16 protein-coding genes are annotated in these 16,467 nt (G+C 58.2%); 14 read left to right on the top strand and 2 right to left on the bottom strand.

Annotation, left to right across the window (positions count from 1 at the left end; genetic code table 11):
* Positions 1–611: 611 nt before the first annotated feature.
* From OEU85_RS03730 to OEU85_RS03680, 11 genes are all read left to right on the top strand, one after another.
* A complete protein-coding gene (locus OEU85_RS03730) occupies positions 612–1,100 on the top strand; it encodes a hypothetical protein (RefSeq protein WP_262690101.1) in 489 nt (162 codons plus the stop codon).
* Between the two features lie 12 nt (positions 1,101–1,112).
* Positions 1,113–1,355 (top strand): hypothetical protein, encoded by a 243-nt coding sequence (locus tag OEU85_RS03725; RefSeq protein ID WP_262690100.1) that lies wholly within the window; start codon positions 1,113–1,115, stop codon positions 1,353–1,355.
* Between the two features lie 189 nt (positions 1,356–1,544).
* A complete protein-coding gene (locus OEU85_RS03720) occupies positions 1,545–1,754 on the top strand; it encodes a hypothetical protein (RefSeq protein WP_262690099.1) in 210 nt (69 codons plus the stop codon).
* A 472-nt stretch (positions 1,755–2,226) separates the two neighbouring features.
* Positions 2,227–3,120: a DUF6662 family protein gene (locus OEU85_RS03715; RefSeq protein WP_262690098.1), complete on the top strand. Its 894-nt coding sequence runs from the start codon at positions 2,227–2,229 to the stop codon at positions 3,118–3,120.
* 18 nt (positions 3,121–3,138) lie between these two features.
* Positions 3,139–3,678, top strand: a complete 540-nt coding sequence (locus tag OEU85_RS03710) for an FMN-binding protein (protein ID WP_262690097.1) — start codon at positions 3,139–3,141, stop codon at positions 3,676–3,678.
* A 2-nt stretch (positions 3,679–3,680) separates the two neighbouring features.
* On the top strand, positions 3,681–4,499 hold the full coding sequence (locus OEU85_RS03705; protein WP_262690096.1) for an FAD:protein FMN transferase: 819 nt from the start codon (positions 3,681–3,683) through the stop codon (positions 4,497–4,499).
* Positions 4,496–4,969 carry a hypothetical protein gene (locus tag OEU85_RS03700; protein ID WP_262690095.1) on the top strand — a complete coding sequence of 158 codons (474 nt, stop codon included), beginning with the start codon at positions 4,496–4,498 and terminating at the stop codon, positions 4,967–4,969. Before OEU85_RS03705 ends, OEU85_RS03700 begins: the two co-directional genes overlap by 4 nt.
* A gap of 76 nt (positions 4,970–5,045) precedes the next feature.
* Positions 5,046–5,672 carry a LysE family translocator gene (locus tag OEU85_RS03695; RefSeq protein ID WP_262690093.1) on the top strand — a complete coding sequence of 209 codons (627 nt, stop codon included), beginning with the start codon at positions 5,046–5,048 and terminating at the stop codon, positions 5,670–5,672.
* Between the two features lie 52 nt (positions 5,673–5,724).
* Positions 5,725–6,291 carry a LemA family protein gene (locus OEU85_RS03690; RefSeq protein WP_262690092.1) on the top strand — a complete coding sequence of 189 codons (567 nt, stop codon included), beginning with the start codon at positions 5,725–5,727 and terminating at the stop codon, positions 6,289–6,291.
* A gap of 9 nt (positions 6,292–6,300) precedes the next feature.
* The gene (locus tag OEU85_RS03685) at positions 6,301–7,155 is read left to right on the top strand and encodes a DUF2207 family protein (RefSeq protein WP_262690091.1); all 855 of its coding nucleotides are present in this window, start codon (positions 6,301–6,303) and stop codon (positions 7,153–7,155) included.
* Between the two features lie 5 nt (positions 7,156–7,160).
* Positions 7,161–9,077: a DUF2207 domain-containing protein gene (locus OEU85_RS03680; RefSeq protein ID WP_262690090.1), complete on the top strand. Its 1,917-nt coding sequence runs from the start codon at positions 7,161–7,163 to the stop codon at positions 9,075–9,077.
* Between the two features lie 6 nt (positions 9,078–9,083).
* On the opposite strand, the gene OEU85_RS03675 is transcribed toward OEU85_RS03680, so the two are convergent.
* Positions 9,084–9,869 (bottom strand): hypothetical protein, encoded by a 786-nt coding sequence (locus OEU85_RS03675; protein WP_262690089.1) that lies wholly within the window; start codon positions 9,867–9,869, stop codon positions 9,084–9,086.
* Between the two features lie 73 nt (positions 9,870–9,942).
* Positions 9,943–10,686, bottom strand: coding sequence for a class I SAM-dependent methyltransferase (locus tag OEU85_RS03670; protein WP_262690088.1), 744 nt, complete (start codon positions 10,684–10,686; stop codon positions 9,943–9,945).
* Between the two features lie 269 nt (positions 10,687–10,955).
* Between OEU85_RS03670 and OEU85_RS03665 the strand changes: the two genes are divergently transcribed.
* The 3 genes from OEU85_RS03665 (at position 10,956) to OEU85_RS03655 (ending at position 16,419) form a co-directional block, all read left to right on the top strand.
* Positions 10,956–13,034 carry a S9 family peptidase gene (locus OEU85_RS03665; RefSeq protein WP_262690087.1) on the top strand — a complete coding sequence of 693 codons (2,079 nt, stop codon included), beginning with the start codon at positions 10,956–10,958 and terminating at the stop codon, positions 13,032–13,034.
* Positions 13,035–13,139: 105 nt separating this feature from the next.
* Positions 13,140–15,368, top strand: a complete 2,229-nt coding sequence (locus OEU85_RS03660; RefSeq protein ID WP_262690086.1) for a TonB-dependent receptor — start codon at positions 13,140–13,142, stop codon at positions 15,366–15,368.
* 91 nt (positions 15,369–15,459) lie between these two features.
* On the top strand, positions 15,460–16,419 hold the full coding sequence (locus OEU85_RS03655; protein WP_262690085.1) for a TylF/MycF/NovP-related O-methyltransferase: 960 nt from the start codon (positions 15,460–15,462) through the stop codon (positions 16,417–16,419).
* The last annotated feature ends 48 nt before the right edge of the window (positions 16,420–16,467 follow it).

Raw genomic sequence — 16,467 nt, 5'->3', positions numbered from 1 at the left:
CACCCGGAGTTCTGACGCGCCGGATGGAGAATAGTTTCATAATTAACTTTTTATTTCTCATGCGTGAAATAAAATTACCTATACAGGAATATTTCTTGTTGACAGTTGCGTGCCCCTCCCGTAATTGGTTGGTCATAACGCGGCCCATAGTGGGCCAACGCAGGATTATAGACCGATGTATACCCTTTGGAACATTACAGCAGCAGTGAAAGGCGCGAAGTTTATTTGCGTCCGTCAGATGCTTGCTATTCCAGAGGGAGGGAAACTCTAGCGCCCAGACAAGGCCAACAGAGATTAAAGGTTGAGAGAACCCCTCCGAAGCAACGCTCCGGAGGGGTTTTTCGTTTGGCGACCCGGTTGAAAGCCAAAGAGGGGCTGTAAGCCAAAAGACAAGAGTTCAGGTAACCCGAGTGCGACATGTTTTGAGTAACTGAAAATAGCGAGGACCAGTTGACCCCCAGAGCGGTTCCCCCGGGGGCAGGGAAGGCGAAAAGCCTCAACCCGGGGGAACAACAGGCCGGGGACCATAAAACCGAAAAAATTGTGCGCCATAATGGGCGCAACCCGGCCCGGGGTGATGGGCATGTGAAACCAGTAAGCAGGACGAGACGATGTCAGCAATAGTGAATTTACGGCCGGGAGAGACCGGCGAAGAGAGGTTCAGTAATTTCCGAGAGGCCTTGCCGCTGAAGGTGGCCCGCGCGCGGCGGGGCTTTGGCGGCTTTATCACGCTCGACCTCGGGCAACCCCGCGCGGCGGATGCGGTCACCGGTGAACCGCAGTGGGAATGGCACCTGTGGGTCTACAGCTGTGACTGGGACCTCTATCTTGATGACGCACGCCTGTTGTGGCGGCGCGAAAGCGACAATGCCCGTGCGAACCATATTCTGGACAAGCTGGAGGGCGAGACCCTCACGCATGTCGAACACGCAACAGTGGACGATTGTTTCCAACTGACCTTCACAGGCGGTTTCAAGCTGAACATCGACCCGGATTTTTACGGCTTCGACGGGGAGGCCGATCTCTTCATGCTGTTCAAGCATGGCGAGCGGGACGTGCTGTCCTATTCACCCAAACGGCGATTTTACAAAGCCGCATAAGGAGCGAGGAAAATGCAAAAGTTTCATGACGTTATGTTGCCACGCGACGAAATCCAGTTCGGCCTGAAGAAGGGCGCGACGGGTGCGATCATCGGCGTGAACAAGCTACGCAAGCGTGTCTATACCGTGGAGTTTCCGCAGGTTGGCGCAGGCGCGAGCACGTTGCTTGACCTTGATGCGGACATTTTTGACATGACCGGCGACACCGTTGTGGTGGCCGGTTGGCGGCAGGCGCAGGGCGCGCTGTCCCGCTAATGGTTGCTGCCATCTGATGCGGGGTTCGCTGACATCGACCCGCCTCGGTGACGTCCGACCAACGGTTTTGCCCTACCCTAAGCACCGTCTCTCCCCTTATACGGTGCGCCCCTCTGCCCCACGGTTTACCGTGGGGCTTTTTTTTTGCGCCAATTCAGGTATGATCCCGCGCCTGCGTGGAGAGAGCACATGACTGACCGTTTGTTTCAATGGCTGGACTGGAGCTGCGACGCTTTTCTGAAGCTTGTCGTTGCAACGCTTTTTGTTGCGTGCGGTATATATCTTGCCGTTACTGGCGGTACGCTTGGCCTGTGTCTTTTCCTTATGCTTGGCAGCTTTCTCAAATGGGCGTTTGCCGACTCGGGCGCTTCATCCCCCCTGGATGAAGAAGAAGTCTGACCCTTAAATAATGTTTATCTGTTCTACTGGCAGCGGCGCATCTGTATTGCGCTTCTTTGCATCTGTTTTTGCCTATATTTACTAAAGCTCGTTTTTGTTGTATTATTACAATCTATGCATAAACGCTGGGGGGCGAGTTATGGCTAATGATACCGACAGGAAGGTGCTTAGGCTCAGGGCGCCAACCATTTTATGGGCGCTTCTGGTCAGCCTGCTGTTTTCTGCGGCTTTTTACCTTCAGGGGCATTGAATGGGCGATTATGCGCGGGGGGACAAGCGCCGTAGCGCGGCTTAACCCCCTGCATGACAGCCGGGCGTCTTGTTGCCCGAAAACCACGCCTTTTTTGCTAATGATATTCTCTTTGCGAATTATAATAAGAACGACTTGCAATTACGCGGTCTCGCTCCTACGGTCCGCGCCGTCGCCTCTTGGGGCGAATGGGATAGGCGCAAAACCCACGGAGCAAAATAAATGAAACTAGGGTATCTTTCCTCGTTCGCCGTTTTGGCGACGGTGGTGTCATGCGGCGCGTCCGCTGACGAGAATTTTCTTGGTCATGTCAAAGGTGCGGAAGTGCTACCGAAAGGTGCAAGCGACCTTTACATGAAAGTCAACTGGCGGTCTGACAAGGGTCAGGGCAACTATGACGCTGTTGATATCTTTGCCGAGTATGAATATGGCGTGTCCGACCGTTTCCAGTTTGGCGTTGGGGTCAAGGGACGGTCTGTTGATACAGAGGGCCTGCTGATCGACGGTTATCTGCCGAAAGAGGGCAATTTTGGCCCCAAACTGGCGGGTCTTGAAGTTACCGGTAAATACATGTTCCTGAGTCCCGCACTGGATGACTTTGGCCTCGCGAGCTATGTAACGCTTGACTATGACTGGATGGACCCGCACTCAGGCCAGGATAAAAACACCCTCAGCCTGGAGCTTGAGCTGATCGGCCAGAAATATTTCCTCGAAGGCCAGTTGATCTGGATGGGCAACCTGTCTGTTGAAGGCACCTATTCTGACCGCGGTGCGCTTGAAGGCCTGCCGGCTGACTTTGAATGGCCGACGGACCCCGAGATGGAACTTGAAATCACCGCTGGTACCGGCGTCTCATACCGCTTCGCCCCCAACTGGTTCATCGGCGCCGAAATCGAATATCAGACAGAGTTCGAAACCGAGGTTGGTCAGGAGCGCTACAGTTGGTTTGCGGGCCCCAGCCTGCACTATGGTGGTCAGTCCATGTGGGCGACACTGACCTGGTTGCCGCAGATCTCCGGTGGCGGGGAAATGTATGAAGGCCAACTTGACACAGGCCTCCATCTCATTGAGAAGACAAAAAACGAAGTGATCTTCAAGATCGGCTTCAACTTCTAAAACAGGGAAGGTGACGCGATGAACAGGAACCTCGGGCTGCTTTTTGCCATGCCGCTATTGGGCATTACCCAGTCGGTTTACGCAAAAGACTATCTGAGCGTGGCCGAAGCACAGGCCGTTTTGTTCCCGACCGCTGACACCTTCCTTGAAAACGTGCTCACGCTGACGAAAGACCAGAAGAAAGCCATCAAAAGGCTTTCAGGTGTTCGTCAGCGCTGGGACGAACAGAAGGTGTGGCGTGCGGAGGCCGGAGGCCAGTTCCTTGGCTGGTTCATGGTTGACGAGGTGGTGGGCAAGCACGAGTTCATTACCTATGCCGCCGCTATATCGCCAGAGGGTCATGTGCTGGGGGTCGAGGTCATGAGCTACCGTGAAACCCACGGCTATCAGGTGATGGAAGCAGGCTGGCGCGCGCACTTTGTCGGAAAAGGCGTGGGTGATGCGTTCAAGTTGAACGACGATGTGCCCAATATTTCGGGCGCGACGTTGTCTTGCCGCAACATGACAGACGGTGTTCACCGGTTGCTGGCCCTTGCGGAAGTGATGCTGAAACCTTGACCTTGCACGCCAGACAAAAACCTCTTCTCGGGACATTTGTTGACATCGCGGCTGCGGGTGAACGGCTGACGGCGCTGCGCGCTATCGGGTTGGCGTTTGATGCAATTGAGACGGTGCACAATGCGCTGAGTTTCCAGTCCACGACCAGCGAACTGACGCGGCTTAACCGGGCGGGCGGCCAGTGGTGCGAGATGTCGGCAGTCGCGCGCCGGATTATCAGGCTCGCGCGCGGCATGACACACGCGTCCGGTGGGCTTTTTAACGCCACGCTTGGCGGTGAGCTGGTACGCCGCGGCCTATTGCCTGACCACGGCTTTGGCGACGTGTGCAATGCGGGCGCTGCGGTGGATATTGGAATTTCCGGCAGCTGTGTCCGGCTTTCCCCCGGTACGGTTTTAAGCCTGGATGGCATTGCCAAGGGTTTTGCCGTCGACAGCGCGGTGGCCGCGCTCATGCGGGCCGGTGTGCCGGCAGGCGTGATCAACGCAGGGGGTGATATGCGGGCCTTCGGGCATGTTGTAGTCCCGGTTGCCCGGCGGGAGCTGGACGGCAGCGTCACGCCGCTTGGTGGCCTGCAACGAGGGGCTTTGGCTTCTTCTGCCCGGTTACCTTCGCCGGATAGCCGGTATCCGGGGCACATTCTGGGCGCAGGTCCTTTTGCCTCCGGGGTTTGGACAGTTCAGGCAGCACAGTGCTGGCGTGCGGACGCGCTGACCAAGGTGGCAAGCCTTGCACCTGCACAGGATGCCTGCGCACTTGTTGAAAAGCTGGGCGGTAAGCTGGTGATGGCGCCGCAGCGAGAGGGGGAGGCCGCCGCGTGAGGGGCTACCCCAAATCATTCAAGCCCATGCTGTATGGTGTAGCGGTCATGGTGTTCACAAGCGGGCTGCTGTTGACACCCACCATGCTGGATATGCGGCTGGAGTGGGATGTTCCTTGGCGTCTGCCATTTGAGGCCCGCACCGGCGTGGTGATGGCCCATTTTGCTGCCGCCATGTGGCTTCTCATGATCTTTGGCGCGGCCTGGACCGTGCATATGCGTCTTGGCTGGCGCACCAAACGCAACCTCGTCTCCGGCCTAACCCTTGTTGCGGCGATGCTGGTCATGGCGCTGACAAGCGTGGGCATCTATTATTTTGGTGACGAGGACATGAGTTTGCTGGCCAGTGTCATCCATACTGTGCTTGGCCTTCTGGCGCCTGTTGTCCTGCTTTATCATATCTCTTTTGGTAAAATGCGGGCGGAGCGAGAGGCCATGCGTGCCCGCTTCGCCGTGCGCCGGAAACTGTAATTCACCAACTCAGCGCTGGACGCGCCCCCGGATCATTGTATCCTGCGCGAGCAGACACGCTTTTGGGGAGAAACCAGTGCTTTCGGTCGATACCATCATCGCATTCACCATTGCCGCAACCGTGCTGGCGTTCGCGCCGGGGCCTGACAATATCTTTGTGCTGACGCAAAGCGCGCTCAGGGGGCCAAAGGCCGGTGTGGCGGTCACCTTCGGGCTGGCGACGGGGCTTGTGGTGCACACCGCCGCCGTGGTGCTGGGGCTTGCGGCGTTGATTGCGGTCTCCGAGGTGGCGTTTACGGTGCTGAAGGTGGTGGGCGCAGCCTACCTTGTGTATCTGGCCGTTGGCGCATTTCGCGCCAGACCGGGCGCCATTGAAGCAACTGACGCCCGGGTGGGTGGCCTGTGGCAATATTACCGCCGTGGTATCATCATGAATGTTACGAACCCGAAAGTATCCATATTTTTCCTTGCTTTCCTGCCACAGTTTGTTGACGCCAGTGCGGGAAACACCACGGCGCAGATGCTGTCGCTGGCGCTGATTTTTTTCGTTGTCACCCTTGTGGTTTTCTCCGCCGTCGCGTTAATGGCGGGCCAAATTGGCAACCGGATCATGGGCTCACCAAGGGCCCAGGTCTTGATGAACCGCATTGCAGGCACCATATTTTTAGGGTTGGCGGTAAAACTGGCGATCTCGGAGCGCTAGGCATCCCGCCCAAAATATTGCAGCCGGAAGGCTGATAAAGATGGGGGTTTTTATGACAGCGATATATATCATTCTTGGCCTTCTTGTGCTGTTCGTGCTGTATGGCATTGGCATATACAACAAGCTGGTTGGCCTGCGCGTTCGCAAGAACGAAGCCTGGTCCGATATCAGCGTGCAGATGAAGCGCCGCTACGACCTCGTGCCCAATCTTGTGGAAACCGTGAAAGGCTATGCGTCGCACGAGAAGGAGACACTGTCCCGTGTGATTGAGGCGCGCGCCGCGGCCGTGGCGTCGACCGGCAGCCCCGGAGAACAGGCCGTCAGCGAAAATATGTTCAGCCAAGCGCTTGGCCGCCTGATGGCGGTCAGCGAAGCTTACCCGGACCTCAAGGCCGACAGCAATTTCAACAATCTCTCGCGTGAGCTTTCAGCACTTGAAGACCATATTCAGAAATCCCGCCGTTTCTACAACGGCAATGTGCGGGAACTGAACACAGCCGTGCAGGAGTTCCCCTCAAACGTCGTCGCGAACATGTTTGGCTTCACCCGTGCCGAGTTCTTTGAGCTTGATGAAGCAGAGGAAGCGGCAGTCAAGACCGCACCCAAGGTGCAGTTTTAAGGCCTGCTCGTGAACGGCGCGCAACCTGACGATACAGCAAACCGCTATTACCCGCCGAAGGGCATGACGCCGGCGCTGGCGCATGTGCTGGCCAGCGGGGATTATAACGCCCGCAGTTTTGGTGCTGCCCTTACCGCACTTGTTGCCAGGGACGTGGTAAGCCTCAGGCATGAAGGCGAGGGGTATACCTTGCGCAGAGGCGCCCAAAAACCGGCGGATCAAACACTTTCGAAGGGGGAAGCCGCGCTTGTGCGTTCCCTTTTTGTGGCGGGCGATGAAGTGCCGGTAACCCGGCATGGCTATCTCCGTCTTTCTGCTGCCATGAAGGCGCATTATCGTGGCCTCAAGCGTGAGAACAGGCTGTACCTGAACGGGCCCTTCCGGCTGGGTATCGTGGCGGTGGCGACGGGCTTTGGCATGATGGCCTATGCGGTTGCCCATGCCCGTACCCCTGTGCTGGGGTCGGGGCTGGCCGAGACGGGCGTCCCGGCCTGGAGCCTGATTGCGTGGCTGGTTGCTATCGCCGCGCTTCTTGACCTGTGGCGCCACCGGCGGGGGCGTAAGCCTGCCGCCACGCATGACCGGCTCGCGCGGTACCGTGAGTATTTGCGGGTTGCGATGGCGGACCGACTGGACCCGAAGTTCGGCCCCTCGGGGCACATGGGGGTGTTGACGGAAGAACACGCCTATATCGTGGCTTTCGGGCTTGAGAACACAGGGCTGGACGCCTTTGTTCACGCGCTGGAAAGTGTGTCCGGTCACGCGCCGGAGGGGACCAGTATTTATAGCGCGTTCCGGCGCGGGCGCGGCGGCAAAAAACGCGGCTGGCAATTCAAGGATGACTTTTGGGGAACACGGGGATGACCTATATGAAAAAATTGATGGCGATCATGACGCTGGCACTTTTGGCCCTGATGGCGGGGCATGCGGCATCGGCGGAAGAGACGATCCGCAATTTTGACAGCAGCATCCTTGTGCGACCTGACGGTGTTCTAGCGGTCCGGGAAGAGATCACGGTGGTTGCGGAAGGGCGGCAGATCAAACGCGGCATCTTCCGTGATTTCCCCACCACTTACAAAGACCCGCGTGGCAATACCGTCAGTTTTGGTTTCAGGGTGCTTGATGTCACGCTGGATGACCGCCCGGTGCCCTACATGGTATCGGACCACCAGAACGGCAAACGCGTGCGCATCGGTGACCCGGACCGCACAGTCAGCCGGGGCGAGCACAGCTACGCCATCACCTATGAGACCACCCATCAACTGACCTTCCTTGACGCAACGGATGAGCTTTATTTCAATGTTACCGGCAATGGCTGGGCTTTCCCCATAGAGGATGCCCGCGCTACCATCACCCTGCCGGAAGGCGCCATGATCGGCCGGGCGGAGGCCTACACCGGCGGCTATGGCTCAAAGGCGCAGGACGCCGATGTTATCCGTCGGGGTGCGGGTGAAATTGAAGTAAACCTGACAAAAACCCTTGGTGCGCAGTCCGGCATGACCGTGCTGCTGGAGTGGCAGGCCGGTGTTGTCACGCGGCCGACAGCGGCGGAAAAAGCCGAGCGGCTGATCAGCGACAACGGCTGGATGGCGATTGGCAGCCTCGCAGTACTGGTGACGTTCCTTTATGGCTACAAGGCTTGGCAGGCTGTAGGCAAGGACCCTGAAGGTGGCCCCGTGGTGGCGCAATATGGCCCACCCAGAGGCGCGGACGGGAAACCCATGTCGCCCGCGCTGTGCCGTTTTGTGCAGCGCATGAAGGCCGATGAAACGGTATTCACGGCAGCAGTGGTGTCCATGGCGGCGAAGGGCTATCTGACCATTGAGGATGACGGTGATGGAACTGTTACCTTTCGCCGCACAGGGCAGGATGTCGTACTGGCCCCGGGGGAGCAGGCGATCGCCGACAGCCTGTTTGGTGACGATGATGCTTTCACTGTTGGTGGTGCCTATAACAAATCTTTCGCACTGGGGCTTAAGCGCTTCTTCGCTAAAATAGAACGCGGCGAGGTTCATTATTTCCAGCGCAACAGCGCGATGGCAGTTTCAATTTTCGGGATAGGCTTCGCGGGCGTGGTTGCGATGGTGGCAAGCACCGGCAGCATCCTGCTGGGCGCGGTTGGGCTTGCCCTGACGGCGCTGGTCGGCTGGTGGGGTACCAAAACAATCTCGCGCGGGGACGGTGCTGAGCGGGCGGGTGTGGTCATTGCCAGTGGCTTCCTTCTTGGGCTTGCTGCCATTGCGGCGGGACTGGCGATGGGTATTAACGCCTATTTCGCGCCTTTCATGCTGGTGCCTATTATCCTGTCTGCCTTCGCGGCGATATTTTTTGCCGTGATCATGCCCGCGCGCACGCCGTTCGGGCAATCGGTGCATGATGAGATTGAAGGGTTGAAATTATACCTGAGCGTCGCGGAAAAAGACCGGCTGAATTTCCATAACCCACCCGAACGCACACCCGAGCATTTTGAAGCAATGCTGCCCTTTGCCATCGCGCTCGGGGTTGAGAACAAGTGGGGTGACCAGTTTGATGATGTGCTCAAGGCCGCAGCCGCCAAACGGGGGCAGGAAGAATATCAGCCCGGCTGGTATATCGGGCGCAGGCGTCACGGCTTTTTTGGGGCGGGTTATGCTTATGGCGCCATCGGCGGGGCCATCTCCAGCACGATCAATACCTCCATTTCGGCGGCGGCAACGCCGCCATCCTCCAGCGGGTCATCGGGCTTTTCCGGCGGTGGTGGTTTCTCCGGCGGCGGCGGCGGTGGCGGCGGTGGTGGCGGCTGGTAAGCCCGACTACTCGGGCGTTGGGGTATAGACCGCGCCATCAAGGCCATGATTTTCCATGAAGGTGGCCAGCGCGCCTGAACTGATAAGGCGATCGACACGCTTGTTCAGCTTGTCGATAAACAGGCGCGTCAAGGCAGTGTCATGGCATGTGATACGCACGGCGGTGTCGTTCAGCATATAGCCCGTGTCGTGGGGCGGCAGGGGCACGCCCAGTTTATCAAAGACAAATTTGGCGTCTGGCATGGCGGCGGACATCAGGTCCACGCGGCCCGTCACCAGCATCTGTGCCTTGGCTACTTCATCCGCCACAGCGATATAATCGGCCTTGGCGTCGCGCAGAAAATAGGGCACCCGGGACCCCATGGCATAGGCGATGGACTTATCGTCCACGTCCCCGAGGCTTTTGGGCGGCGCTGTCCCGGTTTTGGAAAACAGGAAAACCTTTACCCGCAAGAAGGCGTGCGAGTCGATCAGACCCGTGCCGTCGGCAACTTCACCGCCGTCGAGCAGAAGCTGGATATTGCTTGGGTAAAGGCAGGAAGTCTGCCCGCGATGAAACAGGGATTTTGCCCGCCGGTAGGGCAGGATTGTATAGGCCACATCGCCTTCCCTGCCGTCCAGTACAAACTGCGCGAGCTCGTTATAAAACCCGGTGCCGTCCCCCTTGAGCGTGAGGCCCCAGTCTGTCGCGTAAAGCGGAAACGGGGTGGGCGTGGCGGGTTCGCCAGCGCTGGTGCCGCGCGTGCAAAGGGCCAGGCCCACAAGCAATGTCAGAATGTGGTAGATACTCATAAAGCCCAGTTTTATCTCAATGCGTTAATGACCCCACAATAGGGGTAAATAGTTAACGGAAAGCCCTATATTTTCAGGGTTTGAGGCCGTAGCGCATGAACATGGGCCAGCGTATCGTGCGCGTCCGCGCGCCGCCCCATACTTCCTGCAGCTTGGCCGCGAAGGCATCCAGCGGGTTGAAGCCCAGCACCTTTTGCGCGCGACCAACAGCAGACCATGTGTTCAGGTAACCGCGCAGTTGCTCAAAGCTCCATTCGACGCTCATGGTGTAGGCGTCCACCGTGATTTCAGGGTAGGGGAAGTCAAAATCCGCATAGGCGTTATCCATATGCGCGCGTTCGGGCGGCCAGTATTTGCCGATGCCGCGGTCATAAAAATCATCGATCGCGGCATCAATCTCCGGGCTGATGCGGGTCAGGCCATAGCCGACAAGCGCCAATGCACCGCCGGGCTTCAGGGCCTTGTCAGCCACCTTGTAAAACGTGTCGCGGTCAAACCAATGGGCGGCCTGCACCACCGTGATGAGGTCGGCGCACTCAGGCTTAAGGTCCAGCGTTTCGGCGGTGGCGACGCGGTAGTCGATATTGGGCCGCGCTTCTGACTCGGCAATCTGGCTTGCGCTGCCGTCGGCGGCGATCACATGGTCGAAACGCCTGGCCAGTAAGCGGGAGAACTGACCGTTGCCGCAACCCACATCAACCGCAAGGTCGCGCCCTTTGACCGGGGCGGCCAGAATATCCACAAGATTGATGTCATAGCTGGGGCGGTTTTCGCGGTAGGCGGCGCTGTCGCGCGAGAAATGATCCTTGAAGGTCATAGAGCTTCCTCGTCTTCCTGTTGGGGTCATAGCATAGGCGCTAAACCGCCTGCCGCCAACCACCACCGACAGCCGCTTGCCCCCTTACATGGTGTGCATCAAACCTTTTTGTTATGGTGGTGTATCACAAATCCGTTTTATGCCTTGGCACAGTGGCCATTTCCGTCGCACAGTGTCGCGCGGATTTATCCAACATGACCAAAGGGGCGCGGACCAAAGGGGGCTTAGGTTCGTGCAGCAGACAGCAAGACTGTGAGGGAGCTATCTTAATGATAAACGTAAAAAATATATGCACAGGCGTCGCCTTGATTGCGCTGACGGCCACTGTGCCTGTGGCCGCGCAGGACGAGGAAGCCGACGCTTCTGCACCTGCGACCATGGCAGCATCCAGCCATTTTCAATCCTCCGATGTGTTCGAATTGGAATACGCCGCAAGCCCGGCGGTGTCGCCAGATGGTAAATGGGTGGTTTATACGCGCCGCTCCAACGATATCATGACAGACAGCACGCGCTCCAACCTCTGGGTCGTCTCGGCGGATGGCAGTGACCACCGGCCGCTTCTGTCTGGCACGCATGCCTATTATGCGCCCGCATGGTCGCCGGACGGCAAGCGCCTTGCCTATCTATCGAACGAGGAAGGCAAGACCCAGCTTTTTGTACGCTGGATGGACACCGGGCAAACCGCGCTGGTGACGAATCTGGAGTACGGGCCCTCAAGCATCACATGGTCCCCGGATGGGGAGACCATCGCCTTTACCATGAGCATCCCGGAGAAAGACAAGCCGCTCAAGGTGAAGATGCCGCACAAACCGAAGGGTGCCAAATGGTCGCCGTCTGTAAAATATATTACCAAGGCGCGCTATCAGGCGGATGGGCGCGGTATTCTTGAACCGTCCTACACCCATATTTTTGTAGTGCCGGCGCTCGGGGGCACCGCGCGGCAGATATCAGACGGCAACTATAACCACCGTGGACCCCTTTCCTTCACGCCGGACAGCAAGGAGATTATTGTCTCCGCCAACCGCAGTGACAACTGGGAATATGAGGGCCGCGAGGCGGACCTGTACGCCTTTACGCTGGATGGCGGCATGCGGCAGATTACCAGCGCGCCGGGTGCAGAGTTCCGCCCCACTGTATCGCCCGACGGCAAGCTGGTGGCCTACCTGAAGATGGACGACCAGAAGCTGGCATACCGCAATGACTATCTGCATGTCATGCAGCTGGACGGCTCTGAAGACAGGACCCTGTCGGCTGATATCGACAATTCGCTCGGCGCGCCCAAATGGGACGATAAGGGCAAGGGCCTTTATTACCAGATGACCGTGCGCGGCGTGGATCAGGTTGGTTATGTCAGCTTGTCCGGCAAGCATCAGACGGTGGCCACGGGCCTTGGGGGTACGACGCTTGGCCGTCCGTATTCCAGCGGGGACTATGACGCTGCCGGTGGTACCGTCGCCTTCACCAGGGGCACACCACAGCGCCCGGCAGACTTGTATGTGGCACGGGGCGGCAAGGCGATGCCGCGCCAGTTGACGGCGCTGAACGAAGACGCGCTTGGCCACAAGAACCTCGCCGAGTTGCATGAGATTATCTACAAATCTTCCATCGACGGGGAAGAAATCCAGGGCTGGTACCTGACTCCGCCTGGCTATGAGGCTGGTAAAAAATATCCAACCATCCTTGAGATCCACGGTGGCCCGCATGCGAGCTACGGCCCGCATTTCTCGGCTGAGATGCAACGCTTTGCCGCCGAGGGATATGTGGTGTTCTATGATAACCACCGGGGCAGCACGTCCTATGGTGAACGGTTCGCGCTGCTGCTGCAGAATAAATATTCCAGTGAATATGACTTTGCCGACCATATGTCCGGCGTTGATGCGTTGATCGAACAGGGCATTGCCGACGGTGAGCAGCTTTATATCACCGGGGGCAGCGCAGGCGGCATCGCCAGCGCCTATGCCATTGGCCTGACAGACCGTTTCCGTGCGGCTGCGGTGGCAAAGCCTGTTATCAACTGGATTTCCAAGGTGCTGACAGCAGACAGCTATCTGGGCCAGATCCCGTTCCAGTTCCCCGGCATGCCGTGGGACAATGTGGAGCATTACTGGAAGCGGTCACCTTTGAGCCTTGTGGGCAACGTGACCACGCCCACCATGCTGATTACAGGCGAGGCGGACCGCCGCACGCCGATCTCGGAAACCGAGCAATTCTACCAGGCGCTGAAACTGCGGAAGATCGACACCATCATGGTACGGGTGCCTGGCAGCCCGCACGGCATTGCGGGCAAACCGTCACGCCTTGTCGCCAAGGTGGAAAACATTCTCGCATGGTTTGATAAATACAAGTAAGACATAATATCCATGTGAGGGCATGGTGCGTCGTGCCCTCACAGCAACAACAATAATAAGACGGCCAACCACGACGACGCATCGCAGAGATGCGATTGGGGCTACATGACGATCACCATTTCAACGCGGGCCCTTGCGGCCCGCTGCGCGTGCATGATGGTGGGCTTTGCCTGCTTTGGGATGCCTGCGGCCATCGCGCATGCCGCAGCTTCTGACAGCAACCCGGGCAGCATTGAAGAAATTACGGTCAACGCGCAAAAACGCGATGCCCGCCTGACCGACACCCCGGTTGCCGTCAGCGTGGTTGGCGAAAGCTGGATCGCGCGCAGTAACCTGACCGCACTTGAAGACCTTGCGGACGTGGTGCCGAACCTGACGATTTTTTCCGACTTTCTTTATAACAGCACTGTCACCATGCGGGGTGTGGGGTCCTACAGCCGCAATGTGGGCTTTGATGAGCGTGTCGGCCTGTATCTGGATGGTATCTACCTGGGCCCGTCCTACGCCATCAACCAGAACCTTCTGGACATTGCACAGGTGGAAGTGCTGCGCGGGCCGCAGGGAACATTTTTTGGTCGCAACGCCATCGCGGGCGCCATCAACCTCAAAAGCCAGCGGCCGGGTGATGAACTGGTGGTGAAGGGCCGAGCGCGGCTCGGCACCCATGATGCGCTGACGCTGCAGGGCCTTGTCGCGGTGCCGGTGGATGACGTCTGGGCGATCAGCCTGTCGGCCGGTTTGCAGAAGCGCGACGGGCAGGTGGAAAACACGCTGACAGGCCACGGCCTCGGCGGTGAAGACCGAAAGGCCCTGCGTGCGCAGGTGCGGTTCTCGCCAAATGACCGCTTTGAAGCGTTCCTGAGCCTTGATCGTAACGAGCTGGACGAGCGCGCGCTGATCGGCGACCCGTTGTCGGACGCGTTTGGCGCGACACCGGACAGTTTTGCGCCCGCGTATGGGGAGGTAGCGTTTAACACCGACCCTGCGCAGTCGCTGACTGCGCAAGGGGCGGGGCTTGACCTCAGATGGACATTCGCAAGCGGGACCAGCCTGCAATCACTGACAGGTCTCAGGGAAACTAAAGCCGCGATGCGCAATGACACGGACTATTCGCCGGTGGATCTTTTTCTGGTCGACTACGCCGAGGACTATGACCACCTGTCGCAGGAAATTCGCTTTGCGTCTGCGACCGGTGAGCGGCTGACCTATGTTTTGGGGGTGACCTACCTTGACATCAGAGGCGCGACAGACCGGCATGGGGTTGCGGGTGCGGAAGGCTATCTGGTCGGCATGGCCGAGAGTGCGGACGTGACAAACACGGGCCGGGTGGACACCACGGCCTGGGGCCTGTTTGCGAATGCAGATTATGCTGTCAGCAGCCAGCTTTCCGTCAGTGCCGGGGTGCGGTGGTCCCGTGATAAAAAGCGGCTGGACTGGATGATTGATACTACTGGTGCCCCGGCATTTGCACTGGCGACCGGTCAGTTGCAGCAAAGTCGTGTGGATGAAGATATCTCCCCCACCGTCAGCCTGAGCTATGCGCTGGACGATGGGGTCACCGCCTTTGTGCGCTATGCCGAAGGCTATAAAAGCGGCGGTTATAACCTTGATTATGTCAGCGCGGCGGTATTCCCGAATGGGGTGGAGTTCGGCAAGGAAAGCGCGCGCAGCTATGAGGCAGGGGTCAAGGGGGTGGCGTTTGACGGCGAGGTGTGGTTCTCCCTCGCCGCCTTCTGGGTTGATTACAGCGACTTTCAGGTCAACCAGTTCCGTGACCTGGGGCAGGGGCAGACAGCGCTTGTGATAGCCAATGCGGCGAGTGTGCGCACCAGGGGGCTGGAGGCCGAGCTGCGAATCCAGCCTTTACCCGGCCTTGACGTGCGGCTGTGGGGCGCGATGCTGGATGCCAGGTACCGAGAATTTACCGATGGCGGTGTGGGCGGCAGCGATGTATCGGGCAACCGGATGGATGCACCAAGGTTCGAGGCAGGCTTCGCGGCCGATTATATGCGCCCGGTCAGCGGCAGGATGGACGTATTTGTGCACGTCAGCTTCAGCCATGCGGATGGCTATTATGTCACGCCAGATAATATCAAGGCGCAGCCGCTGCTGGCGGGCGGGACTGTGCCCTATGGTTACCTTGGCGCGCGGGATATGCTTTCCGCCAAGCTTGGACTGTCGCACGGTGATGGATGGCGGCTAGCGCTTTATGGTGAAAACCTGCTGGATGACAGGTCCGTCAGCTCAAGTCTGCGTGACTTCTTTGGCACCATTTCTGAAGTGCGGCGCGAAGGTCGGGCCTTTGGTGTTGAATTGACGGTTGATTTTAGATAGTGCCGCCAGATCGTCCCTGGCCGAAACCCTGTACAAAATACCTGACAATACATTCGTATGAATTTGATCATTTTGAAAATACAGAGATTTTATGCCCCTCTTTGACCAAAACCCCTATCGCGGCAGTCGTATACAGGCAGGGGACATTATCTCGCTGCTCGAGGAACTGAATGCGCAGCCGGGCAGCTATATGGTGCTGACGGACAGCTACACGGTACCGGCCTGCGCCGAGCATCCCTTCATCAATGTTGATGAAACACCGTTGGAACACGAACACCTCGCGGGGTGTGCGCATGTTATTTATGCGCTGGACTGCGACGAAACAGGCGCTGGTGTCGTGGCACAGCTCGAAGGCTGGGACGTTGCCTTTCATCCGGTGCGGTGTGGTGCCCTTAGCACCTATTACCATGTCAGGCGTGCGGTGCGTGAATGCCTTTGGCAGGAACATGAGGATGACCGGCGTGACGGCATAAGCCATTTTAATCAATGGGATTTTTGCAACATTGCCCAAGCCATAGACATGACAGCTGGTTTGCCTGGCAGTTATGTGGAGGTGGGCACCCTGAACGGTGCCAGTGCCCGTTTTGCCCTGCGCTACATGGCCATGCGCGGCATAAGCCGGCAGTGTTTTTTCCTCGATACATATGAAGGTTTCAATTATCAGGAGGCGACAGACTCGGTTGATGCCATGTGGGCAGGTAGCCACCGCTCGCACGGCTATGACCCGGTTGCGGCGCGCCTGAAAGTGTTTCAGTCCGGCTTGGTGTCGGTAAACCCCCAAAGATGCAATATCATCAAGGATGACGTGCCGGAAGAAGCTGGCGACATCTGTATCGCAAACCTCGACGTCGACATGCTGGAGGCAGTGAGGGCCGGGCTGGATAAACTGAGCCCCCGAATGGTGCCTGGTGGTATCCTGATCGTCGAAGACCCGGGACATGCGCCGACGCTGATCGGGGCGCGCCTTGCCCTCAACGAGTTTCTCGCCGCCGATTCCAATTTCATGCCCCTGGTATTGGAATCAGGTCAGACTTTCCTTATCCGGAAATAAACCCATGGGGCTGGAGGCCAGCGTCTGGCCAGTGCGCACCTTCGGGAG

This window comes from Kordiimonas aestuarii, from assembly GCF_025574465.1.
GTDB classification, from domain to species: domain Bacteria; phylum Pseudomonadota; class Alphaproteobacteria; order Sphingomonadales; family Kordiimonadaceae; genus Kordiimonas; species Kordiimonas aestuarii.
The sequence above is the reverse complement of the archived record's forward strand: the minus strand, read 5'-3'. Positions and strand labels throughout refer to the sequence as shown.